Here is a 23,463-nt window from a genome sequence, read left to right as displayed (position 1 = left end):
ATTACGGAAATCGATATTGGCATAGCCAGCCAGGATTGTCGTTATCCCGCGTCAGGGTTCACGACTTAAGCACAAGAATCGGGACGCTACCGCTATTTTCAAGGTTGAATACTCAACATTCGATGATGTTCACCGCCAGTCCGCCGCGGGAGGTCTCCTTGTATTTGTCCTGCATGTCGCGCCCGGTCTCGCGCATGGTCCGAATGACCTTGTCGAGAGAGACGAAATGCTCGCCGTCGCCGCAAAGCGCCATCTGCGCGGCGTTGATGGCCTTGACTGCCGCAATCGCGTTGCGTTCGATACAGGGCACCTGGACCAGACCGGCGATGGGATCACAGGTAAGCCCCAGATTGTGTTCGAGCCCGATTTCGGCGGCGTTTTCGACCTGGGCCGGGGAGCCTCCCATCAGCTCCGCCAGCCCGGCGGCGGCCATCGCACAGGCCGAGCCGACCTCGCCTTGACAGCCCACTTCCGCTCCGGAGATCGAGGCGTTGGTCTTGCACAGAATGCCGATCGCGCCAGCAGTCAGCAGAAAACGAACGACATCCCGCTCGCAGGCATCCGGCTGGAATTTCATGTAGTAGTGCAGCACGGCAGGCACGATCCCCGCGGCCCCGTTGGTCGGCGCGGTGACCATCCGGCGCCCGGCGGCGTTCTCCTCGTTGACCGCCAGCGCGAACAGGTTGACCCAGTCCATCGCCGAGAAGGTACTGGCGATCAGGCTCTTCTCGTTGTTCAGCGCCATGAGACGCCGATGCAGTGCCGGAGCGCGACGCCTCACGTTCAGCCCGCCGGGCAGCACGCCCTGCTGATCCAGCCCGCTATCGACACACGCCTTCATCGCCAGCCAGATCTGCCAGAGCCCATCGCGGATCTCCGACTCGCTGCGCCAGACCTGCTCGTTGGCTAGCATCACGTCACTGATGGAAAGCCCCTGACGATGGCAAATATCGAGCAGCTCGACGGCATTCTTGAACGGGTATGGCACCTTCACCGTGGAGGTGACGGCATCGCCCTGCGCCGCCTGCTCGGCATCGACGACGAAACCGCCGCCGACCGAGTAATACGTATTGTCGTAGATGACCCCATGATCGTCGGAGGCGACCAGGCGCAAGGCGTTGGTGTGGTAATCGAGAATCTCGTCGCACCATTCGATGTCCCGCGCCGCATCGAATGCCACCGCGTGCACGCCAGCCAGCTTCAGCTCTCCGTCCCGCGCCATTGCTGCCAGCTTGAGCGCCAGGTCGTCGGGATCGACGGTCAACGGGCGCTCCCCCATGAGCCCCCCTATCACCGCGCTATCGGTGTTGTGCCCCTTGCCGGTGGCCGATAGCGAGCCGTAGAGCGTGACCGATACCCGCGTCACCGCGTGCAGCAGCTCGCGTTCGCGCAGGGCCGCGACGAAATCATGGGCAGCCTGCATCGGTCCGACCGTATGCGAACTGGAAGGCCCGATACCGATCTTGAACAGGTCGAACACGCTGAATGTCATGCGGCTACCTCCGATGTCGCTCGGGCGCCAGCATCCGTCGTTCCGGGACATGGCGCATGGTGTAGTTTGACTTCAGTCTGTTCGCCGGTTATCTCAGAAACAATCGATAAAAACTGCCAAAACCTATAGCCTGGCTAAACCATGATCCAATCACTCAATGCCCAGACCCACGCCTGGCTGAAGGTCTTCGCCGTCAGCGCCCGCCACCTGTCGTTCACCCGGGCAGCGGAAGAGCTTCATGTCACTACCGGCGCCGTCAGCCAGCAGATCAAGCAGCTGGAAGAGCGGCTCGGGTTTCGCCTGTTCAGGCGTCTGCCGCGCCAGCTGGCGCTGACGGAAGAAGGGGAACGGCTGGCCCGGGTCGTCGCCCAGGCTTACGATGCCGTCGGGCTGGAGGTCGATCGCCTGCGCGGTGGCGTCATGAGCGGCGTGCTCAGGCTACGCTGCCTGCCGTCGTTTCTGGCCAAGTGGCTGATGCCGAGACTGCCGCGGCTGCAGGCCCGCTTCCCCGATATCGAGCTGCACGTCACGGCGGAAGACAGCAATCTCTCGTTGCTCGACGGCGGCTACGATCTGGCCATCGATCTCAACGACGGCCACTATCCGGGCCTCCAGACCACGCCGTTGATCGACGAGAAGATCTTCGCCGTCTGCTCGCCGCAACTGCTCAGGCGGCGCCCGCCGCTCACCACCCCCGAGGCGCTGGGCTACTATCCGCTGCTGCACGACGTCACGGCCTGGCGAGGCAGTCACGATTATGCGGAGTGGGAGCACTATCTGCGGGCGATTGGCGGTGAACAGGTCAACGTACGCCGAGGCTACACGTTCAACCGCAACCAGCTGACGGTGGAGGCGGCGATCGCCGGCATGGGCGTGGCGATCGCGCGCCGGACGCTGATCGGCGACGAGCTGGCCAGTGGGCGCCTGATCGCGCCGTTCGCCGGCTCGGTGGCGACCGGCAAGCGCTACGGCCTGGTCTATCAGCAAGGGGCGCTGGACGACCGCCGCGTACGAGCGGTTCACGACTGGCTGGAGGAGGAAGCGCGGCGATCCGTGGAGACCGCCCCGCTTGTAGACTCCGCAGAATGAGTCAATCTGCGGGCAAGGCCTGAGAGCTATCTGAAAAGCGTCTAGCGCACGACCCCGCGCTCGCGCAGCGCCGCCAGACGCTCTCCCTCGACGCCCAGCGTCGCCAGCACCTCGTCGGTATGCTGGGCAAAGACCGGCGCCGGCCGGCGAATTTGAGACGGCGTCTGGGATAGTTTGCTGGCGAAGCCGATGGTCTGCATGCGCCCGATCACCGGGTGGTCCAACTCCTGCACCATGCCCCGCTCCCGGTAGTGCGGATCGTCCATCGCCTGGGCGAAGTCGTTGATCGGCCCGGCCGGTACGCCGGCTTCATCGCACAGCGCCAGCCAGTGCTGGCGGTCTGCCGTGCACATCAACTCTTCCAGCAGCGCCTCCAGCGCATCGACGTTCTTTCCCCGGTCGCTATTGGTGACGAAGCGAGGATCGGCGGTCAGATCAGGCCGTTGCAGCACGTCGTTGCAGAACCGCTCCCAGGTGCGCTGGTTGGCGCATCCCAGCATCATGTAGCCGTCGCGAACCTTGACCGCCTGGTAAGGCGCGGAGACTCGGTGCCGCCATCCGGTCGGCTGCGGGACGCGCCCTTCGGCGAAGTAGGCCGCCGCTTCCCAGGTGAACCAGGGCAGGCCGCACTCGGCGATCGCCACGTCCACCAGTTGCCCCTCCCCCGTCTTCTGCTTGTGAATGTAGGCCGCCAGTATCGAGTAGATCGCGGTGATCCCGGCGCCGATATCGTAGACCGCCACGCCGGTCTTCAACGGCCGCCGGCCGGGCTCGCCGGTCATCGACATCAAGCCGGTCATGCCCTGGGCGACCAGATCGAATCCGCCCTTGCGCCGATACGGCCCCGTCTGGCCGTAGCCGGAAATCGAGCAGTAGACCAGGCCGGGATTGATGCCCTTGAGCGTCTCGTAGTCGATCTTCAACGACTGGGTAACGCCGGGCCGATAGTTCTCGACCACCACATCCGCTTCCCGCGCCAGTTCATAGAAGAGCGCCAGCCCGTCGGGCTCCTTGAGATTGAGCGAGATGCTGCGCTTGTTGCGGTTGATCTGCGCGAAGCAGGTGGACTCGTCGTTGACGTATGGCCCCATCTGACGGCTGTCGTCGCCGCCCTGGGTCTTCTCGACCTTGATCACGTCGGCGCCCATGTCTCCCAGCACCATGGTGCAGTATGGCCCGGCCATGATCTGCGAGATATCGAGTACCTTCATGCCTTCCAGCGGTAACATGGCGATTCTCCTTGCCTGTCTTCGAAACGGCGAATAGAGCGATTGATCGACGCACGCCCCCGCCGTGAACTCGACAGCGAGTCCACGCCAGTCACCGATGGGAGCGAGGCGGCGCCGGTTGGCGGCTAGGGTCTGTTGACGTTTCATGCACGGCCGCGCCGGAGCCAGTTTTTGTGCGGGGCAAGGCGTGAGGAGCGTAGTTTGGTCATTCCAAATGAACGACGAATAACGCAGCACCGTGCAAAAACTGGCCCGGCCCTTCGGGTTGCGCGCCAAATGGCGCCATGCGGCGTTGCGGGATTGGAAAAGGGAACCACCCTTCTCTGCATCCCGCGCCTGGCCTGGCGCCATTTGGCGCAGCAACGCGGTTCGCGCTGAAACGTCAACAGACCCTAGCGGCCCTGCCAGGTGTACGGGGTCTTGTCGACGAATCGCCTGACGGCGCCCTGGAAATCTTCGCTGGTGTAGCACAGCGCGATCAGGTCATCGGCAGCATCATGGCCGGGGCGGCGCCGATCCAGAATGCGGTTGATGCAGGCCTTGGCCGCGCGCATCGTCAGCGGCGCATGCCCGGCCAGCTTCTCGGCGAGCTTCGCCGCTGTCTCGTCGAGGGCTTCGCTGTCGACGATCTCGTCGATCAGGCCGACGGACAGCGCCTCCTCCGCCCCGATCATCTTCGCCAGCATCAGCACGCGCTTGGTGCGCGCGATCCCGATCAGATCGACCAGCCGCGCGACATTGGTGATCGACATGCAGTTACCCAGCGTCCTGGCGATGGGGATGCCGAACTTGAAATTGGCGTTGGCGTATCGGAAGTCGCAGGCCATCGCGATGGCAGCGCCCCCACCGACGCAGTAGCCGTCGATCAGCGCGACCGTCGGCGTCTCCAATCGCTCGATCCCGCCGATCACGGCATCGATCCGGCGTTCATAGTCGATGCCGTCGCCGCGCTCGCGGAAATCGACGAACTGCTTGATATCGGTGCCCGCGACGAACGCTTCGCCGCCCTCGCCGCGAAAGGCGATCAGCGCGACCGTTTCATCCTCGTCGAATTGCTGGCAGGCCCGGATCATGGACTCGTACATGTGCCAGGTCATGGCATTGCGAGCCTCGGGGCGATTGAAGCGGATCCAGCCGATAGCGCCACGCTGGTAGCAGCGAATTTCGTCATCCTGGGTCATGGTGTCGGTTCTCCTGGGTCGATGCCTGGCCGGTTTCCGGTATCAGGTGCCGTAGATCAGATTCACGAGCAGTAGCGCGAAGTCGGGCACGTAGGTGTTGAACAGCAGCACGACGAACAGCACCCCCAGGAACCAGAGGTTGGTTCGCGTCGTACGCCAGATGTCTGCCTTGGCGATCGAGCACGAGGCGATCAACACGCTCGCCACGGGCGGCGTCTGCTGGCCGATGGCCAGGTTGAGCGTGACGATCAGGCCGAAATGTAGAGGATCGATCCCCACACTGATGATCAACGGCAGCACGATCGGCACCACCAGGATGATTGCCGCCGCCGAGTGCAGGAACACCCCCAGGATCAGGAAGATGACATTGAGCAGCGCCAGAATGACGTACTTGTTGTCGGTCAGCCCGCTGATCGAATTGGCCAGTTGCTGCGGCAATTGGGACTCGGTGAGATAGAGCCCCACCAGCGCGGAGCTGGCGACCAGCAGCATCACCACCGCGGTCTGGATGCCGGCATCCAGGCAGGATTTCCACAGCGTCTTGAGCGAGAACTCGCGGTAGATCACGGCGCTGATGAAGATCGCGACCACGACGGCCAGCGCCGCGCCTTCGGTGGCGGTGACGATGCCGCCGAAGATGCCGCCGAGAATGATCACCGGAATCATCAGCGCCCAGATCGCCTCCTTGAACGACTTCCAGACTCGGCTGGCCTGAAAACGCCCTTCGGAAGGAAAGTTGTGCTTGCGTGCCAGGAAGTAGCAGACCACGGCCAGGCCCAGGGCGCCCAGCAGACCCGGGAAGATGCCCGCGACGAACATCTTGACCACCGACTCTCCCGACATGACCGCGTACAGGATCATCGGGATCGATGGCGGCAGGATGATCGCCAGGCTGGCAGCGGACGAAGAGATCGCCGCAGCGAACTCCTTCGAGTAGCCGCGGTTCTTCATCGCGGGAATCAGCAGGCTGCCCAGCGCGGAGACGCCGGCCACGGCAGAGCCAGAGATCTCGGCGAAGAAGATCGATGAGCCGATGGTCACCATCGCCAGGCCGCCCTTGACGAAGCCGACCAGCGAAGCGGCGAAGTCGATCAGACGCCGCGAAATGCTAGAGGCGTTCATGATCGCCCCGGCCAGAATGAACAACGGGATGGCGATCAGCGGAAAGTTGGTCGCGCCCTCGAACATGGTCAGGCCGATATTGGGCAACGCATAGACGCCGTAGCTGGAGTAGACGGCGACGGCGCCGACCAGGCCCAGCGCGATGGCGATCGGTACGTTGAGCACGATCAACAGCAATAGTCCTACGAACATCAGTGCCAGAATCATCGTGTCGCACTCCCTGCATCGGACTGACTGGCCATGTTCGAGCCGAGACCTACCTCCTCGAGCTCGTGGTCGACGAAGCCGTCTCCCCTCGCCTGCCGAATCACCTCCGGCAACCGCAGCAACTCGGCGATGATGAACAGCACCGAGGCAATCGGCAGCGCCGACTGCGTGAATTGCAGCGAGACGGTGGTCAGGCTGATCATGGTCGACCCGGCAAGAATCTGGACGACTTGCCAGCCGGTCACCGTCAGCAGGACGAAGAAAGCGATCGCCACGGCCTCGCCCAGCAGCGCGATCGGCAGACGCACGCTCGGCGGAAACGCATTGACGATACTGGGACAGGCGATGTGTGCCCCCTTGGCGGCAGCCAGGGCAGCACCGTAGTAGGTCAGCCAGGCCAGGCTGATCGAGGCCGCCTCGTCGTACCAGGTAAAGGGCGACCCCACCAGGCGCGAGAGGAAGCCGACGATCACGATCCCCGCCAGCACCAGCATGTTGACGACCACGATGATCTCGAGCAGTCGGCTGAAGCCATCGCGCAGCGTATTCAGAGTTTTCACAGGCGGCTCCTTCGTCCACGGCCCGGTCGCGCCGTGACTCGGCACGACCGGACGCGCGGGTTAACTGGCGGGTTGCAGTTCACGCACCTTGTCGAGCATCTCCTGGCCACCGTCGACGTCCTTGATGAACTTGTCGTAGACCGGCTGGGAGGCATCGATGAAAGCCTGACGATCGACCTTGTTGATCTGCAGACCGGCGTCACGCATCTTGACCAGCGTCTCCTCGTCGAGCTTCGCGCCCTGCTCCAGCGCGTAGGACTCCATCTCCATGGCCGTCTGCTGGAGCACCTCGCGCACGTGCTCGGGCAGTCGGTTCCAGCTCATGCCTGCCGTCACGAAGGCCGGGGTGTAGATGTGATCCGACAGCGAGAGATATTCCTGCACCTCCTGCAGACGCGAGGCGTAGGTCTGGACCAGCGGGTTCTCCTGGCCATCCATCGCCCCTGTCTGCAGGGCAACGAACACCTCGGAGAGCGCCATGGGCGAAGGGTTCGCGCCGTAGCTCTTGAACATCTCGACACGCCAGACGCCCTGCGGCACCCGCAGCTTGATCCCGGAAAGATCGGCAGGCGTATTGATCGGATGGACGTTGTTGGTGATCTGGCGGAAGCCGTTCTCCCACACGCCGATGATGTGATAGCCCCGGCTTGCGGCGACGGGATAGAGCTGAGGTCTCACGACTTCGTCGCGCACCTTGGCCATATGGTCACGATCCGCGATGAGGTAAGGCATCTCGAACAGCGCGAACTGGGGCGCGACGCTACTCATGACGGTCGAGGGTAGCGCCAGATCGACCGTGCCCAGCTTGAGCTTCTTCAGCAGCTCCGAGTCGCCCCCCAACTGGCTCGAGCCGTAGACGACCACCTTGGCTTCACCCGCCAGCTTTTCGTTGGCGCGTTTGGCGAATTCCTGGGACACATCGGCGAACAGCGAATCCGGCTCGCCGACGTGCGCGAACTTGACCTGAACTTCCTGGGCATTGGCGTGGCTGGCACCGGCCATTAGCGCGAGCGCCAACAGGCCTGCTTTGAGACTTTTCATCACTGGCGTCCTTCTGTCTTTTTATATTGGCTCGCCTGAACGATGGATCGGAGATGGTCAACGAGGATCCCGCGACGCCCCCCGGTCGATACCCCGCAGTGCGAGCACCTTGGAGATCTTGCCAGCGAATTATGAATTCATAATTCATTATTGCCCAACCCGACATTTGTCTATTGACGGAAAGTTGAAACCGGGAAAATCCCGCAACGCTCAGAACGGCGCAGCAGGAGGCAGAAACAGGAGAAATTCCGAGCGGAAAGCGGAAAGCGGAAAGCGGAAAGCGGAAAGCGGAAAGCGGAAAGCGGAAAGCGGAAAGCGGAAAGCGGAAAGCGGAAAGCGGAAAGCGGAAAGCGGAAAGCGGAAAGCGGAAAGCGGAAAGCGGAAAGCGGAAAGCGGAAAGCGGAAAGCGGAAAGCGGGATGCAATCCCCTTCCGCCACCAGATTAAAAGGGTGTCGTTCTGTCCCAGCTCGGTCTTACGAACTACGGCTCCGGGCGACGCCCGGGTCATCATCGATCACCCCGCTCGCGGCCGCCACGACCAACTTATGGCGCAGATGCTCTCGCAGTATGCTACCGAGTCGCTCTCCGTCCCGGGCCAGCAGGCATTCGATCATGGCTTCATGATCGGCCACGGCCTGGTCCCAGTACTCATCGATCATGCTGGAATAGCGCACCCGCTGAATGCGGTAGTTCAAGCTGCTGTGGGTCTCCCGCAGTACCTCGTTGCGGGCTGCCAGCATGATGGCATCGTGAATGCGGTGGTTGAGTTCGAAGTAAGGCCGAATCTCCTTGCGCTTGTAGTGCGCCATCATCTGATAGTGCAGCGCCTGGATGTCGGCGACCTCCTCTTCGGTAATATAGCGACACGCCAGCTCGCCGGACAGCCCTTCCAGCGCGCCCATCACGCTGTAGGTCTCCTCCAGCATCTGGCGCGTCAACCGCACGACACGCGCTCCCCGGTTGGGCAGGAGTTCGACCATCCCCTCGGACGCCAGTACCTTGAGCGCTTCGCGAAGCGGCGTTCGAGAAACCCCGAACTGCTCGCATAGTTGTTTTTCCGGAATCCGGGTACCGGGAAGCAGGGTTCCATCGTTGATCATGTCCCGGATGCGGGCGGCTGCCTCGCCGTACAGGGTGTTTTGCTGAATCTTGTTCATGGAGCACTCATAACAGGTTCGATGTTGCCATTCTCCCAATGGCGCATGGATGACGCCACCGGAAATGAATTATGAATACAGAATAGAGAATGGAGATCAAAATGGCTCGTAACGTCTATCTCACTCACCAGACATTGTCGCTGAAGCAAGCCCGCACCATCATCGAGGCCGCCATGGCCCATGCGGTAGCGCAGGCGATGAACCCCATCACCGTGACGGTCATGGATACCAGCGGGTATCCGATAAGCAGCGACAGAGCCGATGGCTGCGCCACTTTACGGTTGGCCGTCTCGCATGGCAAAGCCAAGGCCGCCCTGGGCTACGGCTTGTCCAGCGGCACGATCGGTGAACGGAATCAGGCACGGCCGGCATTCCTGTCGGCGGTCGCCTCGGCGTCCCAGGGCGAGTTCATCCCCGTGGCCGGCGGCGTGCTGATTCTCGATGAGCAGGAGCGCGTCATCGGTGCCGTCGGTGTCAGCGGTGACAGTTCCGACAACGATGAGCGAGCGGCGATTGCCGGAATCGAAGCGGCCAGCTTGAAGGCCGGTCTTGCGCCGGAAAATTAAGAAAATCTTAAATCTTTTACGAAACAGCGTTTCTTAAGAACATTAAGGCTGATATTCTTAGCCAGCTATCATGCTGCGCAGGAATGGATCATGCCTACTCTCTCCTTTCGCGCAATCGCCTTGAGGGCCGGCATCTACGTCCTGATCCTGGCCGGGCTCATGCAGATAGTGATGACGGTGGACGCCAGACATGCGGGCGCCCCCGATTTCAGCGAGACTTCGCTGACGGAACTCACCCAGGCTGCGCTGCTGCTGCTTTGTACGGTTCTGATGCTGGTCATTCGTCTGCGTTACAGAGTCCTGCGCAGCGTCAGCCTGCTGATGGCCGCATTTTTCGCGATATCCTTCGTGCGGGAGAACGACCAATGGCTGGATGCCTACGTCTTCGATGGCGCCTGGCAATGCCTGGCGGTACTCCTGGCACTACCAACCCTGACGCTGGTGATACGCGCACGGCGCGGCTTTCTCGAAGAGTTCTCGCTGATTGCCAACAGCCTGGGATTCGGACTGTTCGCGGGCGGCTTTCTCACGACCTACGTGTTCTCGCGCCTCTACGGGCGCAGTGAATTGTGGCAAGCCCTGATGGGCGAACACTACCTGCGAATCGTCAAGGACGCAGCGGAAGAGATCACGGAACTGGCCGGCTACAGCCTGCTGTTTTTCGCTAGCGTGGAGCTGCTGCTTTTGGCCAGGCGACTTCGCAACGAAAAGCCCTCTACCCCGACTTAACCTTCTACCATGTCTCTTAAGACCGCCACGTAGCACAAGACAGTAGCCTTGCTGCTGCGACTATCTTCAAGGCCCTCCTGCTCCCTTGTCGAGTTCAGTCTCGCTGAAACGAGAAAGCCGCCGATTCTACAATGAGAAACGGCGGCTACCGACACCCGGATATCCGAAACGATCAGTCGTTGGTCACCTTGGGCGGTTCGATCTCCAACTTCTGAGCAGCGATGACGGCCTGCGTACGCGAGTGAACCCCTAGCTTGCGTAGTATGGCCGTCACGTGAGCTTTGATGGTGGCTTCCGACACATTGAGTTCATAGGCGATCTGCTTGTTGAGAAGCCCTTCCGTCAACATGTTGAGTACGCGAAATTGCTGTGGCGTCAATGAGGCGATCGCTTCCGCGAAACGGGCATCCTCCGGACTGCCCTCGCCCATGGCATCCGCCAGATAAGGCGGCAACCAGACTTCACCCTTGAGCACTTCACCGATCGCTTCGGCGATGGTGTCGAGAGAAGCAGACTTGGGAATGAAACCCGAAGCGCCGTAATCGATGGCACGGCGGACCACGTCCACCTCTTCACTACCGGATACCACCGTCACCGGAATATCCGGCATCTGTCCGCGAAGCTGGATAAGCCCCGAGAAACCGTGAGCGCCAGGCATGTGCAGATCGAGCAGGATCAAATCGGCATCGGGGTGTCGAGTGACGACTTCCGTCGTCGCCTCCATGGTGTCCGCCTCGACGATTTCTGCTTGCGGCGACACCTGTCGCAATGCCTGATTGAGCGCCGCCCGGAAGAGTGGGTGGTCATCGGCAACGATGAATTTCTGGGCAAAAGCCATTGATTCTCCTCCGGCGCTGTCGAGATATGTGGCGAGATAGTCGGTCCACTATCGCCACCTAGACAAAGATGGTTCAACTATTGATTAACGGCATGTTACCCCATGCACTCGTGGAATCCCAAGTATCAAATCATTGGGAAAAAAATCCAGGGATAACCAAAGGGTAAATACGCCGCAAATACATAAAAAAAGTTCGATCGTCTCGGAAAGCTGGCGTGCTTCCCTCCCTTTGGAGTGGCACGAAAAGTACCGGGAGGAAAGCCTCTTTCAAGACGATCGAACGACAATCATCAGTCGATATGAGTAGCGGTCACTCAAATTAACTAGTTATATAGCCGTCACCATGATGATTGACCCAAAAGCCCATTTCAAAACTCGAAATGACGAATCAGGAGCGCACATGGCGATTTTCGATCAGATCCTCCACGACGCCAGGATCGGCGAGTGTCGAGGTATCACCTAGCCCATCGCATTCATTGGCAGCAATCTTGCGCAGGATACGGCGCATGATCTTGCCGGAGCGAGTTTTCGGGAGTCCCGGCGCCCATTGGATCACATCAGGCGTGGCGATCGGGCCGATATCCTTGCGCACCCACTGCTTGAGTTCCTGCTTCAACTCCTCGCTGGGTTCGACGTCATCGTTGAGCGTGACATAGACATAAATCCCCTGACCTTTTATATCATGCGGATAGCCGACGACAGCCGCTTCGGCCACGGATTGATGAGCGACCAGGGACGACTCGATTTCCGCCGTTCCCATCCGGTGTCCGGACACATTCAGCACATCATCGATACGCCCGGTGATCCAGTAATCCCCATCGGCATCGCGACGACAGCCATCTCCGGTGAAGTAGACCCCTTCGTAGGTGGAAAAGTAGGTCTGAACGAAGCGCTCGTGATTGTTCCAGATCGAGCGCGCCTGCCCTGGCCAGGAGTCGAGGATGACAAGATTCCCCTCGGTCGCGCCTTCCAGTCGCTTGCCATCGTTGTCCAGCAGCGCCGGTTGAACGCCGAAGAACGGCTTGGTGGCGCAGCCCGGCTTGAGATCGGTGGCGCCGGGGAGCGGCGTGATCATGTGTCCGCCGGTTTCCGTCTGCCACCAGGTATCCACGATCGGGCAGCGGGAATTGCCGACGACGCGGTAGAACCAATCCCACGCCTCCGGGTTGATCGGCTCCCCCACCGAGCCGAGAACGCGCAACGAGCTGCGCGTGCTGTCGTCCATGATGTGCTCGCCATGCGCCATCAGCGAGCGGATGGCCGTCGGCGAGGTATAGAGAATCGAGACGTTGTGCTTGTCGACGACCTGCCCCATGCGGCCATGGCTGGGGTAGGTCGGCACGCCTTCGAACATCAGCGTGGTGGCGCCGTTGGCCAGCGGCCCGTAGACGATATAGCTGTGCCCGGTAATCCAGCCTACATCGGCGGCACACCAGTAGACTTCGCCATCGTGATAATCGAAGACCAGGCGATGGGTCAGCGCAGCATAGAGCAGATAGCCACCGGAGGTGTGCTTCAGCCCTTTCGGTGTCCCCGTCGACCCGGAGGTATACAGAATGAACAGCGGATCTTCGGCGTTCATCGTCTCGGCGGGGCAGTCGGTGGACTGCGGGTCGACGACCTCATCGAACCAGCGATCCCGGCCTTCATGCCACTCGATGTCGCCACCGGTGCGCTTGACCACCAGCACGGACTCGACCACGTCGGTGCCCTCCCGGGTCAGCGCCGCATCGACGTTGTCCTTGAGCGGCACCTGCTTGCCGCCACGTACCGACTCGTCGGCCGTGATGACGACGCGGGATCGGGAATCGACGATACGCCCCGCCAGGGCATCCGGCGAGAAGCCGCCGAACACCACCGAATGCACCGCACCGATGCGCGCGCATGCCAGCATCGCCATGGCCGCTTCCGGCACCATCGGCATGTAGAGCGTGACCGTGTCGCCCTTGCCGACTCCCAGGGACTTGAGGCCGTTGGCGAGCTGCGAGACGCGCTGATGCAGCTCGCGGTAGGTAATGGTCTTGTGATCGGCGGGATCGTCGCCTTCCCAGATGATGGCCGGCTGATCGCCCCGGGTTTCCAGATGACGGTCCAGGCAGTTGTGGGCGACGTTGAGTTCGCCATCCTCGAACCAGCGGATATCGACATTGTCGGAAGCGAACGAGGTGTTCTTGATCGTGACCGGCTTCTTGCTCCAGCTCAGGCTTTCGGCCTGCTCGCGCCAGAAGCCTTCGGGATCTTCGACAGACTGGCGATAGAGCGTCTCGTAACGATCGCGATCGATCCAGGCATCGGCTGCCAAGCGCTTATCGACAGGATATACGCGCTGCTGTTCGCTCATGCTCCAGTCTCCCTGTTGATGACTGTGTTCGTATCCGTCGACGGTGAAAGCCCAACTGGCTCAATGCGATAGACCATCGACGCTCGAGTGGGTCAGCATATAACGGCGGCACCGGGCACCCCCTATTAGACCTTCGTATCAACCAGTGTCGTTCGCCTGTCGCAATCGTGCCAATCAGGCTCGATCCGACGACGACAGGGTCGCCGAAAAGCGAGGCCCGTCGACGCTTCACGCACGGCCGCGGCTCGCGCTGAAACGTCGCCAGCCCTGGTGAGGTTCGAGTGGGAAAAGAGAAATAGAGAAAAGAGACTTCGATGAAATCTATCAGCTATTCCGGCGTCTCCCGGTAGGCAAAGGTCAGCGTCGCTCGACAGTGACGGCAGCGATACCGAGTCCCCTTCGAGGCCTGGGAATGGCGCCGCCCGGTGAAGCGATGCAGCGTCTCGCAGCTGCAGCGATAGAGATAAGGCGCCGGGCTGGCACGGGCGACATCGAAGCGATGCGTGACGGCCGGCTTCAGACCATAGAGCTTTCGCATGACCGTCTGCCACTCGCGCCCATGGGGTCGGGCTTTCGGCCCTTCCTCCAGATGAAAGACCAGCCAGTGTGCCATCTCGTGGGGCACGATCTCGTCCATGAAAGCCTGCCGGTTCTCGTGCAGCAGCGTTCGGTTGAAGCGCAGTCCGCCACGCTGGTAATGCGCCTGCCCGGCGCTCCGGCCCCGCAGATCGAACCAGATCCTGGGCCGGGGTAATGCCGGGTGCACTTCACAGGCGAGCCGCCAGGCAGCATCGGCCCGCAGCAGCAGCTGGCTTTCCAGCGACGACTCGTCGAGCGCCTCCAGCGCCTGGGCGTCACTTTCGCCGAGGGCGGGGGAAACGGGGGAAGAACGCAGATCGATCATGGGATGATAGAATGCCGACGACACGGACGGGCGTCCAGCCCGCCGATCCTTGCCATGGATTCCTGTGGGTCACACGTTCGTATCGGCCGCACGTTCGTATCGATTACAGGTTCGTATCGGCCACATATTCATTATCTTCGCCTTGATCCGGAGCGCCCCATGCCTGAACTCTCGTCTGAACGACCGGACGATGCCGTCGAGAGCCAACCGCCGCTGGATGACGACGCGCTGGCGCGCCTCGACGACTACCTGAACGCCGAACGTCTCGGCGAAGAGGCGCCGGATGTCATCAGCGCCCACGGCTATCTGGTGGCGCTTGCCGTCTCGCCTCGGGATATCTCCCCAGAGCAGTGGATCGCCGAGCTTTTCGAGGGAGAGCCTCCTTTCGACGATACCGCCGAGCGCGACGAGATTCTCGGCCTGCTGGAAGCGCTCAAGGCCAACGCCGCCAGCATCCTGGAGCGCGGCCACTGGGTCGAGTTGCCCTTCGATGCCGAGCTGGATGAAGCGGGAGAGATGGCCGCCGCCATCGAGGACTGGTGCGCCGGATTCATGCAAGGCGTCTTTCTCGACGAGGCGGCCTGGTTCTCCCAGGATGAATCGCATGTGGCCGCCCTGCTGCTGCCATTCATGGCGCTGTCCGGCCTGTTCGACGACGAGCCGGAGATCGCGGAGATGGTCACCGAGGACGCACAGTTTGCCGCCCTGGCGGGCCAGCTTCCGGAGTTGACGCTGGATCTCTACCTGCATTTCCGGGTGCCGCCGGAGCCGCCCAAAGGCAAAGGAAAGAGCGCCGCCAGAACATCCGGTGGGCGCAAGCGTGGCCGCAAGCGCTAGGGTCTGAATCAGCGCCGGATCCCGCCGCTACTTGAGCCGTGTCACCCAGGCGTTGAGCGTGCCGAACAGCCACTCTCTCGCCCGCTGCCCCCACGAGCGCCGGGCCCAGCTTTCGGCATCGATATGCTCGCTGGCGGCGAAGTTGCGTTCGAACAGCCGGGCGACTTCGGCCGCGAATTCGGCGTCATCGACCTCCTGGTTGGCTTCGAGATTCCACTGCAGGCTCCAGTGATCGAAGTTGCACGACCCCAGCGATACCCAGTCGTCGACGACGCTGAACTTGGCATGAATGAAATTGGGCTGGAATTCGTAGATCCTGACCCCCGCCTTGAGCAGCCGGCGATAAAACCGCTGCCCGGCGTAGCGCACGCCGGGGTGGTCATGGTGCCCGCCACCGGCCAGCAACAGGCGCACGTCGATGCCGCGGCGGGCGGCGCGAGCCAACGCCCGACGCAGGCTGAGCGTCGGCACGAAGTAGGGCGTGCACAGCCAGAGCCTGCGGCGAGCCGTGCCGATGCGCCCCTGCAGCGAGAGACGAATCGCCTGATAGCGATGTCCCCGCCCCCAGATGGCCCGACCCCGCATGCCGCCGGCAAAGGGTGCCGGCACCGATGCCCCGTGAAGCGACCGCGTCAGACGCGTTCGCGTGCCATCACCGCGCGTCAGCGGAGAATCCCAGACGTGGGCGAACAGCTGCATCCAGTCCTCGACCACCGGCCCCTGAATACGCACCGCGACCTCGTACCAGGCATCGATGAACTCGTCGACGATGCCGAAGCCGCCGGTAAAGGCCGTGACGCCATCGACGACGACGAGCTTGCGATGATCGCGCATCAGGTTGCCGCCCAGCCGCGTCACCGCCAGCGGGTTGAAGAACCGCAGCTCGACGCCGCCGTCCCGCAGTCGCCGCCGATCGCCATGCGACAGCCCCATGCTGCCGACGCCATCGAGCATCAGCTTGACCTCGACCCCACGCGCTGCCGCCGACGTCAGCGCGTCGATGAAATGCTCGGCCAGCGAGCCCGACTCCATCAGATAGAGCTCGATCCACAAATAGTGCCGGGCGCCTTCGATGGCCTCTCTCATGGCAGGCCAGAAACGCTTGCCCTCCGGCAACAGCTCGAAACGGTTACCGTCCTTCCATGTCGCTTGCATTAACTACCTGCCTCCTTGGTCGCTCCCGATTGACGCACGTTTGCGGCGCCAAGGAAAGCGACCGTTCCGGGTCATCGCTGTCGGCTGGGCTTGTCGCTATACTCGGGAATTTGCAGGGAAAATTGCCTGGATGCCAGCGCTCCTGGGGCTTCAACGACTATGGGACATCAACGACCGTGACTGAACTTCAACGACTGTGGCACCGTCTGGTCGGTCGCGTGCTCGATCGCTGGCTGGCCTTTCGCCTCGTCGAGCCGGAGCCCTTTCGGCTCGATTCCACGCTGCCGACATTCTATGTCATCGCTCGCCCCTCGATGACCGACGAGCTCGCCGTCGAACGCCTGAGCCGCGATCTCGACCTCCCCGACGCCGGCGAATGGCATCCCTTCGGTCACGGCGGGCTGCCGGCCTGCTTCGCCCTGCCGCGCCTGCGGGGCAGTCGCGGCAAGATCCGGGGCCAGCATTCGGCACACCTGCAGCAGCTGCTGGACGCGCTCGAGGCCGACCCCGAGCTGGACGCGCAGTTGGTGCCGGTCAGCGTGTTCTGGAGCCGCGCCCCAGGCAAGGACTTCGGCTTCTGGAAGATGCTGGCCGCGGATGACTGGGCCTGGAGCGGGCGTCTGCGCCGGCTGCTCTCGGTAATCGTCAACGGCCGCCATCTGGAGGCGCACTTCGGCGAGCCGATCCGGCTGCGGCCGCTGATCGACGATCCCGCCGTCACCTTGACCCAGCGCAAGGTCGCCCGGGTGCTGCGCGTTCACTTCCGCCGCATTCGCGCCCGGGTGCTGGGGCCGGACATCTCGCATCATCGCACGCTGGTGCGAGGCGTGGTGGACAGCCAGCCGGTGCGTGCCGCCGTGCTCGAGGCGGCCGAGGCCAATCGCAGCACACCGGCACGCGAGCGCCGGCGCGCCGAGCGTTACGCCCGCGAAATCGCCTCCAACATGTCGTACCCGGTACTGCGCTTTTTCTATGAAATGCTCAAGCGGCTGTGGAACCGTCTCTACGATGGCGTCGATGTTCACGGGCTGGACGCGGTCAAGGCGATCGCCGGCGAGCGCACGCTGATCTACGTCCCCTGCCACCGCAGCCACATCGACTACCTGCTGCTCTCCTACGTGCTCTACCGGGAAGGCCTGATGCCGCCGCACATCGCTGCGGGACGCAACCTCGACATGCCGGTGATCGGCACGCTGATGCGGCGCGGCGGCGCATTTTTCATGCGCCGCAGCTTCAAGGACAACCGCCTCTACGCCACCGTCTTCAACGAGTACCTGCATCGTCTGATCGCGAGAGGCCACCCGGTGGAATACTTCATCGAAGGCGGGCGCTCTCGGACCGGACGGATGCTATCGCCCCGCCCCGGCATGCTGGCGATGACGCTGCGCTCGTTCGCGCGGGACGCGATCCGGGATGTCGCCTTCGTGCCGGTCTACGTCGGCTACGAACGCGTGCTGGAGAGCGGCAGCTATCTACACGAGCTCCGCGGCGGCAGGAAGAAGAAGGAGTCTCCGCTGGATCTGCTGCGCGTGCTCAAGCATCTCCGCGAGCCTCACGGCCGCGTCACCGTCAGCGTGGGTGAGCCACTATCGCTGGCCAGCTTCCTGAACGATACGGTGCCGGACTGGCAAGGCGAGCCCGCTTCGACACGCCCGGCGTGGCTGAACCGGGCCGTTCCGCTGCTGGGGGAAACGCTGGCTCGCCGAATCAACGACGCCGCCAGCCTGAATGCCGTCTCGCTGGTAGCGATGACGCTGCTGGCGACGCCGCATCACACCATCGAATCCGACCTGCTGGCACACCATATTGGCCTGTTGGTCAGGCTCCAGAAGCATCTGCCCGGCAGTCGGCGCTGCCGGCTGCCGACGGGAGAACCGGCGGAGTGGATCGATCACGCCGTGAATCTGGGCTTCGTCACGCGACAGCCCCAGGCGCTCGGCGAACTGATCACCGCGCGCCCGGAGCAGGCGACGTTGCTGACCTGGTACCGCAACAACGTGCTCCATCTGTTCATGCATCTCGGGCTGGTGGCATTCGCCTTTCGCAACAACGCCGCCTTCACGCTCGACGATCTCGACGCGCTGCTGACGCCGGCCTGGCCGCTGCTGGCGCAGGAGCTCTATTTCGCGCCACCGGACGATCCACGACAGCGCCTGGCGGATACCCTCGCCGTATTGACGGAAGAAGGCCTGCTGCAAGCCACCGACAACGGCTGGCGCCGGCAGCCCGGGCATCTCGAATCCAGCGAACACCTGCGACTGCTGGGGCAACCGGTGCAGCCCACGCTGGAGCGCGCCTATCTGCTGCTGGCATCGCTGCTGCGCTATCCCAGTGGCGAGCTGACCCGGGAAGTGCTGGAAGAACATAGCCGCCAACTGGCCGAGCGCCTGACCCTGCTGGCCGGACTCAACGCCCCGGAGTTCTTCGACAAGCGGCTGTTCAGCGGATTGCTGGACACGCTCGAACAGCAAGGCTGGCTACGCGTCGAGAACGAGCATCTGTTCTACGAAGAATCGCTGCCGCGCCTGCAGCGGCGCAGCCGGGCGCTGTTCGACCCGGAGCTGCGCCACCGCCTGGTGCGGTTGACGCGCCAGTAGGCCTCGCTTCTCCTTCGACGGCCTGTCAGACCAGGCGCCGCGCGGCCTCGCGCCGGCGCTTGAGTTCGTAGATCACCGCCATCCCCACCGTGAAGAGGATCATCAGCAGCGCCAACGCGTTCACCGCCGGTGTCAGTCCCGTGCGAACCTTGGAGGCGATATAGATCGTCAGCGTCGTGTCGTAGCCGGCGACGAACAGCGTGGTGTTGTAGTTCTCCAGCGATTGCAGGAACGCGAGCACCGCCGCCGACAGAATGGCCGGCTTGAGATACGGCAGCAGGATCCGGCGGAACATCTGCCACTGGCTGGCGCCGAGATCCAGGGCCGCGCGTTCCAGCGTGCGATCGAAGCGCTGGAGCCGAGCCGCCACCATCAGCATGACGTAGGCGGCGATAAAGGCGCTCTGGGCGATGATCGTCAAGACGATTCCCCCGTTCACGCCCCAGTTCCGCCAGAAGATCAGCGTCGAGATGCCGATGATCACCCCCGGCGTCAGCAGCGGCGACAGGATCAGCGCGTAGATGAAGGACTTGCCGCGTCCCTCGACCGTGGTCAGGAACAGCGCGCTCGCCACGCCGATGGGCAGCGCCAGGCACAGCACGCCGACGGCCACCAGCAGGCTGTTGGCCAGCGAGCTCCACATCCCGCCATCGGCCCACAGCGCCGAAAACCACTGCAGCGTGGTGCCGGTCCAGGGCGTGACGGTCGGGAAGCGGCTTTCATTGAACGTCGCCGCCGCCATGATCACCAGCGGCAGGAACAGGTAGACGAAGAAAACCAGCAGATAGGCCTTGAGCGCCCAGGAGAAGAATCGCGATGAACTCATGAAGCGCTTTCCCTATTTGGCAATGTCGCCGAGCCCGACCTTGAAAATCCGCATGATGACGGTGACGAAGACGATACACAGCACCAGCAGCAGGAAGGCATAGGCGGCTCCCTGATTCCAGTCCCCGCCTTCGAAGAACCAGTTGTAGATGATCTGCGTGAACCAGCGGCTGCCCGGCGAACCCAGCAGCGCCGGTACCGCATAACTGCCGGCCGCCAGCATGAACGTCATGATGCAGCCCGTGGCGATGCCCGGCTTGGCATGGGGAATCACGATACGCCGATGGGTGCGGCCCCAGCCTGCGCCCAGATCCCGCGCGGCGCGAATCTGGTTGGAATCCAGGCTTTCGATGGCGTTATAGAGGGGAAAGACCATGAACAGGATGTAGGCATAGACCATGCCCACCAGCACGCCGATATCGCCATTCAGAAAGCGGATCGGCCGGTCGATCAGGCCCAGCGCGAACAGCAGCTCGTTGAGCGGGCCGCGAAAGGCGAAGATGATGTACCAGGCGAAAGTGCGAAGAATCTCGTTGATCCAGAACGGGATGATCAACAAAAGCAGACACAGGGCCGCCTGCCCCGGTGTCGCGACCTTGGCGAGATAATAGGCCAGCGGGTAGCTGACGATCAGCGTCAGCACGGTGACGAGAACACTCGACCAGATCGTCTTGAAGAAGATCGCGAGGTGGATGTCGTTGTTGAAGAAGGTGGCGTAGTTGGTCAGCGACCAGACATCCTTCTCGCCGCCGCGTTCGGCCGGCAGCAGCGAGGGATGAAACGAGTAGTCGATCATCTGCCATTGCGGCAACAGCACCATCACGATCAGCCAGATCCCCAGCAGCGCCACGATGGCCATGGTCAACGGAACGCCGAAGCGATTACGCAGTTGCTGCCACATCGATGGCCTCCTCGCTCGGCTGACCCGCTTCGGCACCCGCCAGCACCACCGCCTGATTCGGCGCATAGTCCAGCCGGCAAGCGCTACCGACGGCGAACTGGCCTTCGAGTTCCCCTGCCGCTGCGTGCGGCAGATGGGCCCGGATCATCGGCCCCTGCTCCAGCGCGATTTCCAGCGTCAGCCACGCCCCTTCGAAGTGCTCGGTCCGGATCACCCCGCCGAGCGGCAGGCGCCGATCGTCGGCGGGCCCCACGCGCCACTGCTCGGGACGGACATAGAGCGTCGCCTCGTCTCCCGGTTCGACCGGGTCCATGGCGTGGCCTGTCAACGGTGCCGGCAGCCCGACATCCAGGGTCGCCATTCCGCCCTCCCGGGCCACGACACGGCCCGGGAACCGGTTGTTCTCACCCACGAAATTCGCCACGAAGTCGGTCTTCGGCTGGCGATACAGCGTCATCGGGTCGGCGACCTGCTGGATGCGCCCTTCCGACATCACGGCGACCCGATCGGACATGGTCAACGCCTCGCCCTGATCGTGCGTGATGTAGATGAAGGTGATGCCGGTCTTGCGCTGAATCGCCTTGAGCTCGGTGCGCATATGCTGGCGCAGCTTGAGATCCAGCGCCGACAGCGGCTCGTCCAGCAGCAACACCCTGGGCTCGACGGCCAGGGCCCGAGCGATCGCGATTCGCTGCTTCTGGCCACCGGAAAGATCGGCGACCGGCTTGTCTCCGCTGCCGCCCAACGCCACCAGCTCGAGCAGTTCATCCGCTCGCCGGCGACGCGCCTGACGGTCGATGCCCCGCACCTCCAGGCCGAACTCGATGTTCTGGTAAACGCTCATCAGCGGAAAGAGCGCCAGATTCTGGAAGATCATCGCCGTCGGGCGGCGATTGACCGGCACCCGGGTCATATCCGTGCCGCCGATGGCGACGCTGCCTTCGCTGGGCGTGAGAAACCCGCTGATCATGTTCAGCAACGTGGTCTTGCCGCAGCCGGAGGGGCCGAGAAAGCTGAAGAACTCGCCCGACTCGATCTCCAGCGAAGTCGGCTGAATCGCCGTGAAATCGCCAAATCGCATGGCGACCTGGCGCAGGGATACGCGACCGTCCATGACGTCCTCTTGGAATGATATCGTTACCGTAATTCCATGGTATCTCGACGATTCCCCGTGTCGTCTCACACGGGGAATCGTGGCGAGAGAGGCTTACGCCGACAGATAACGATCCTGATACTCGTTACGCAACGCGACGTACCACGGGTCCTGCACCAGCCACCACCAGAGGTTGTCCAGGTCCTGCTGGGTGTAGGAATCCCTGAAGAACTGGCGGGTCGCCTCGGGCAGCAACTCCTCGGCGCCGACGGCAGTGGAGTTGTAGCCGGTCGACTTGACGAACATCGCTCCCGCTTCCGGGGTGTAGTACCAGTTGATCAACTCGTAGACCGCGTCGACATTCTGCGCATTCTGGGGAATCACGAAGCCTTCCATCCACGCCATGGCGCCTTCCTTCGGCGCGCCATACGCGATGGGTTCGCCTTCGCTCTGCAGCCGGAAGGCGGTGCTGTCCCACGTCTGGCCGATCAGCGCGCCGTTGGTACGGAAGGCACCCTGCGCTTCGTTCTCGGTCGACCAGAACTGGATGACCATGTCCTTGTGCTTGAGCGCTTCGCCCAGGATGACATCGAAATTGGCGCGCATCGCCTCTTCGGTCTTGAACGAATCGAGCAACGGCCGTGGCAGCTTGCCCTGCCCTTCCAGCCACAGGCCGATGCCGACCAGTGCGGAGTGCGCCCGTACGGTCACGCCGGGGCCGATTTCCGGGTTCCACAGATCGCCATAGCTCAATCGGGATCGGTCGATATCCGTGTATCGGGTGTTGTAGGCGATGGCCTCGGTGCCCCAGTCCGACGGCGCAAAATAGCGCTTTCCATCGACCACGCCGCCGACTTCCGAGCCCGTCATCGCGGTATCCAGGCAGCCATCCCAGCGAATACGCGACGTATCCAGAGGCTGGATCAACTGATAATCCAGGTAGCCAGGCACACGGTCCACGGTAGGCATGATCACATCGAACCCGGAACCATCGGTGGCCCGCAACGAATTCATCAGTTCGTCATTGGTGCCATAGGGCGTGAAGGTCGCCTTGATGCCGGTCTTGGCGGTGAAATCCGCGAGCATTTCGTCGGTGAAATAACCCGCCCAGGCGTAAATGCGCAGCGTCTGATTCTGGGCAAAAGCGCGATTGATATAGAAAGGTACCGAAGCGGCGGCACCGGCAGCCGCAGCCCCCTGCAAGAAACGACGACGGGAGAGGGTCATCGAAAGGTCTCCTGTTGTTTGTCGAACCGCCGCCCGGGTTCGCAAAAATACCGGCTAGCGGAAAACATTGTTATACGACAGACCTGTTACGACAGCGTGACGTTTCGTATTGGCATTTCGTGGTTATTGAACGTCCGCTCAAAAAGAGATTACCAGCCTGTCATGGAAAAGACATCTGAACGAAGGTCCAGAACGGAGAGGCAAGGGGCAAGGGGCAAGGGGCAAGGGGCAAGGGGCAAGGGGCAAGGGGCAAGGGGCAAGGGGCAAGGGGCAAGGGGCAAGGGGCAAGAACCGATTAAAAAGCGGCCGAGCCGCGACGGCAAGTGCCGAAACGTCAACGGACAATCTTTCACCCACGAAAAAGCCGGCCC

The 23,463-nt window shown here is 62.5% G+C and carries 20 protein-coding genes; 5 read left to right on the top strand and 15 right to left on the bottom strand.

Going from position 1 to position 23,463, the window contains the following annotated elements; all coding sequences use genetic code 11:
* Positions 1-112 precede the first annotated feature (112 nt).
* On the bottom strand, positions 113-1,492 hold the full coding sequence (locus tag ACWHY3_RS05045; RefSeq protein ID WP_448127723.1) for an L-serine ammonia-lyase: 1,380 nt from the start codon (positions 1,490-1,492) through the stop codon (positions 113-115).
* A gap of 141 nt (positions 1,493-1,633) precedes the next feature.
* On the opposite strand from ACWHY3_RS05045, the gene ACWHY3_RS05040 reads away from it, so the two are divergent.
* Complete coding sequence (locus ACWHY3_RS05040) at positions 1,634-2,581, top strand: LysR substrate-binding domain-containing protein (RefSeq protein ID WP_448127722.1); 948 nt, start codon at positions 1,634-1,636, stop codon at positions 2,579-2,581.
* Positions 2,582-2,622: 41 nt separating this feature from the next.
* Here the strand turns inward: ACWHY3_RS05040 and ACWHY3_RS05035 are convergent, their stop codons facing one another.
* The 6 genes from ACWHY3_RS05035 to ACWHY3_RS05010 all read right to left on the bottom strand — a co-directional run bounded on the left by ACWHY3_RS05035 (position 2,623) and on the right by ACWHY3_RS05010 (position 9,079).
* Positions 2,623-3,810: a CaiB/BaiF CoA transferase family protein gene (locus ACWHY3_RS05035; protein ID WP_110631396.1), complete on the bottom strand. Its 1,188-nt coding sequence runs from the start codon at positions 3,808-3,810 to the stop codon at positions 2,623-2,625.
* Positions 3,811-4,202: 392 nt separating this feature from the next.
* Positions 4,203-4,991, bottom strand: a complete 789-nt coding sequence (locus ACWHY3_RS05030) for an enoyl-CoA hydratase/isomerase family protein (protein ID WP_087719240.1) — start codon at positions 4,989-4,991, stop codon at positions 4,203-4,205.
* Positions 4,992-5,033: 42 nt separating this feature from the next.
* Positions 5,034-6,320, bottom strand: coding sequence for a TRAP transporter large permease (locus ACWHY3_RS05025; protein ID WP_179208890.1), 1,287 nt, complete (start codon positions 6,318-6,320; stop codon positions 5,034-5,036).
* Positions 6,317-6,880 (bottom strand): TRAP transporter small permease, encoded by a 564-nt coding sequence (locus ACWHY3_RS05020; RefSeq protein WP_256961233.1) that lies wholly within the window; start codon positions 6,878-6,880, stop codon positions 6,317-6,319. Before ACWHY3_RS05020 ends, ACWHY3_RS05025 begins: the two co-directional genes overlap by 4 nt.
* 60 nt (positions 6,881-6,940) lie before the next feature.
* A complete protein-coding gene (locus ACWHY3_RS05015) occupies positions 6,941-7,921 on the bottom strand; it encodes a TRAP transporter substrate-binding protein (RefSeq protein WP_087719239.1) in 981 nt (326 codons plus the stop codon).
* Between the two features lie 474 nt (positions 7,922-8,395).
* Entirely contained in the window at positions 8,396-9,079 is a 684-nt protein-coding gene (locus ACWHY3_RS05010; protein WP_448127721.1) for a GntR family transcriptional regulator, read from the bottom strand.
* A gap of 101 nt (positions 9,080-9,180) precedes the next feature.
* Here ACWHY3_RS05010 and ACWHY3_RS05005 point away from each other — a divergent pair, with 101 nt between their 5' ends.
* Both ACWHY3_RS05005 and ACWHY3_RS05000 read left to right on the top strand, forming a co-directional pair.
* The gene (locus tag ACWHY3_RS05005) at positions 9,181-9,645 is read left to right on the top strand and encodes a GlcG/HbpS family heme-binding protein (protein ID WP_071232581.1); all 465 of its coding nucleotides are present in this window, start codon (positions 9,181-9,183) and stop codon (positions 9,643-9,645) included.
* 90 nt (positions 9,646-9,735) lie between these two features.
* Positions 9,736-10,374, top strand: a complete 639-nt coding sequence (locus tag ACWHY3_RS05000) for a hypothetical protein (protein ID WP_087719236.1) — start codon at positions 9,736-9,738, stop codon at positions 10,372-10,374.
* A gap of 172 nt (positions 10,375-10,546) precedes the next feature.
* Here the strand turns inward: ACWHY3_RS05000 and ACWHY3_RS04995 are convergent, their stop codons facing one another.
* From ACWHY3_RS04995 to ACWHY3_RS04985, 3 genes are all read right to left on the bottom strand, one after another.
* Complete coding sequence (locus ACWHY3_RS04995) at positions 10,547-11,212, bottom strand: response regulator (protein WP_087719235.1); 666 nt, start codon at positions 11,210-11,212, stop codon at positions 10,547-10,549.
* Between the two features lie 388 nt (positions 11,213-11,600).
* Positions 11,601-13,553: an acetate--CoA ligase gene (gene acs / locus ACWHY3_RS04990; RefSeq protein ID WP_448127720.1), complete on the bottom strand. Its 1,953-nt coding sequence runs from the start codon at positions 13,551-13,553 to the stop codon at positions 11,601-11,603.
* A gap of 328 nt (positions 13,554-13,881) precedes the next feature.
* Positions 13,882-14,457, bottom strand: a complete 576-nt coding sequence (locus ACWHY3_RS04985) for a SprT family zinc-dependent metalloprotease (protein ID WP_448128142.1) — start codon at positions 14,455-14,457, stop codon at positions 13,882-13,884.
* A gap of 159 nt (positions 14,458-14,616) precedes the next feature.
* On the opposite strand from ACWHY3_RS04985, the gene ACWHY3_RS04980 reads away from it, so the two are divergent.
* Positions 14,617-15,294 carry a YecA/YgfB family protein gene (locus ACWHY3_RS04980; RefSeq protein WP_332778622.1) on the top strand — a complete coding sequence of 226 codons (678 nt, stop codon included), beginning with the start codon at positions 14,617-14,619 and terminating at the stop codon, positions 15,292-15,294.
* 27 nt (positions 15,295-15,321) lie between these two features.
* Here the strand turns inward: ACWHY3_RS04980 and ACWHY3_RS04975 are convergent, their stop codons facing one another.
* Entirely contained in the window at positions 15,322-16,449 is a 1,128-nt protein-coding gene (locus ACWHY3_RS04975) for a phospholipase D-like domain-containing protein (protein ID WP_332778623.1), read from the bottom strand.
* A gap of 176 nt (positions 16,450-16,625) precedes the next feature.
* Between ACWHY3_RS04975 and plsB the strand changes: the two genes are divergently transcribed.
* Complete coding sequence (gene plsB / locus ACWHY3_RS04970; protein WP_448127719.1) at positions 16,626-19,046, top strand: glycerol-3-phosphate 1-O-acyltransferase PlsB; 2,421 nt, start codon at positions 16,626-16,628, stop codon at positions 19,044-19,046.
* Between the two features lie 25 nt (positions 19,047-19,071).
* Here plsB and ACWHY3_RS04965 read toward each other — a convergent pair whose 3' ends face one another.
* The 4 genes from ACWHY3_RS04965 to ACWHY3_RS04950 all read right to left on the bottom strand — a co-directional run bounded on the left by ACWHY3_RS04965 (position 19,072) and on the right by ACWHY3_RS04950 (position 23,092).
* The gene (locus tag ACWHY3_RS04965) at positions 19,072-19,872 is read right to left on the bottom strand and encodes an ABC transporter permease (RefSeq protein ID WP_087719231.1); all 801 of its coding nucleotides are present in this window, start codon (positions 19,870-19,872) and stop codon (positions 19,072-19,074) included.
* 12 nt (positions 19,873-19,884) lie between these two features.
* Complete coding sequence (locus tag ACWHY3_RS04960; RefSeq protein WP_087719230.1) at positions 19,885-20,772, bottom strand: ABC transporter permease; 888 nt, start codon at positions 20,770-20,772, stop codon at positions 19,885-19,887.
* A complete protein-coding gene (locus ACWHY3_RS04955; protein ID WP_087719229.1) occupies positions 20,753-21,886 on the bottom strand; it encodes an ABC transporter ATP-binding protein in 1,134 nt (377 codons plus the stop codon). The genes ACWHY3_RS04960 and ACWHY3_RS04955 overlap by 20 nt, the downstream gene beginning before the upstream one ends.
* 93 nt (positions 21,887-21,979) lie before the next feature.
* The gene (locus ACWHY3_RS04950) at positions 21,980-23,092 is read right to left on the bottom strand and encodes an extracellular solute-binding protein (RefSeq protein WP_448127718.1); all 1,113 of its coding nucleotides are present in this window, start codon (positions 23,090-23,092) and stop codon (positions 21,980-21,982) included.
* Positions 23,093-23,463: the final 371 nt, after the last annotated feature.

Source organism: Salinicola sp. NYA28a (genome assembly GCF_976982775.1).
Note: the sequence above shows the minus strand (reverse complement) of the source record. Positions and strands in the feature narration are given on the sequence as shown.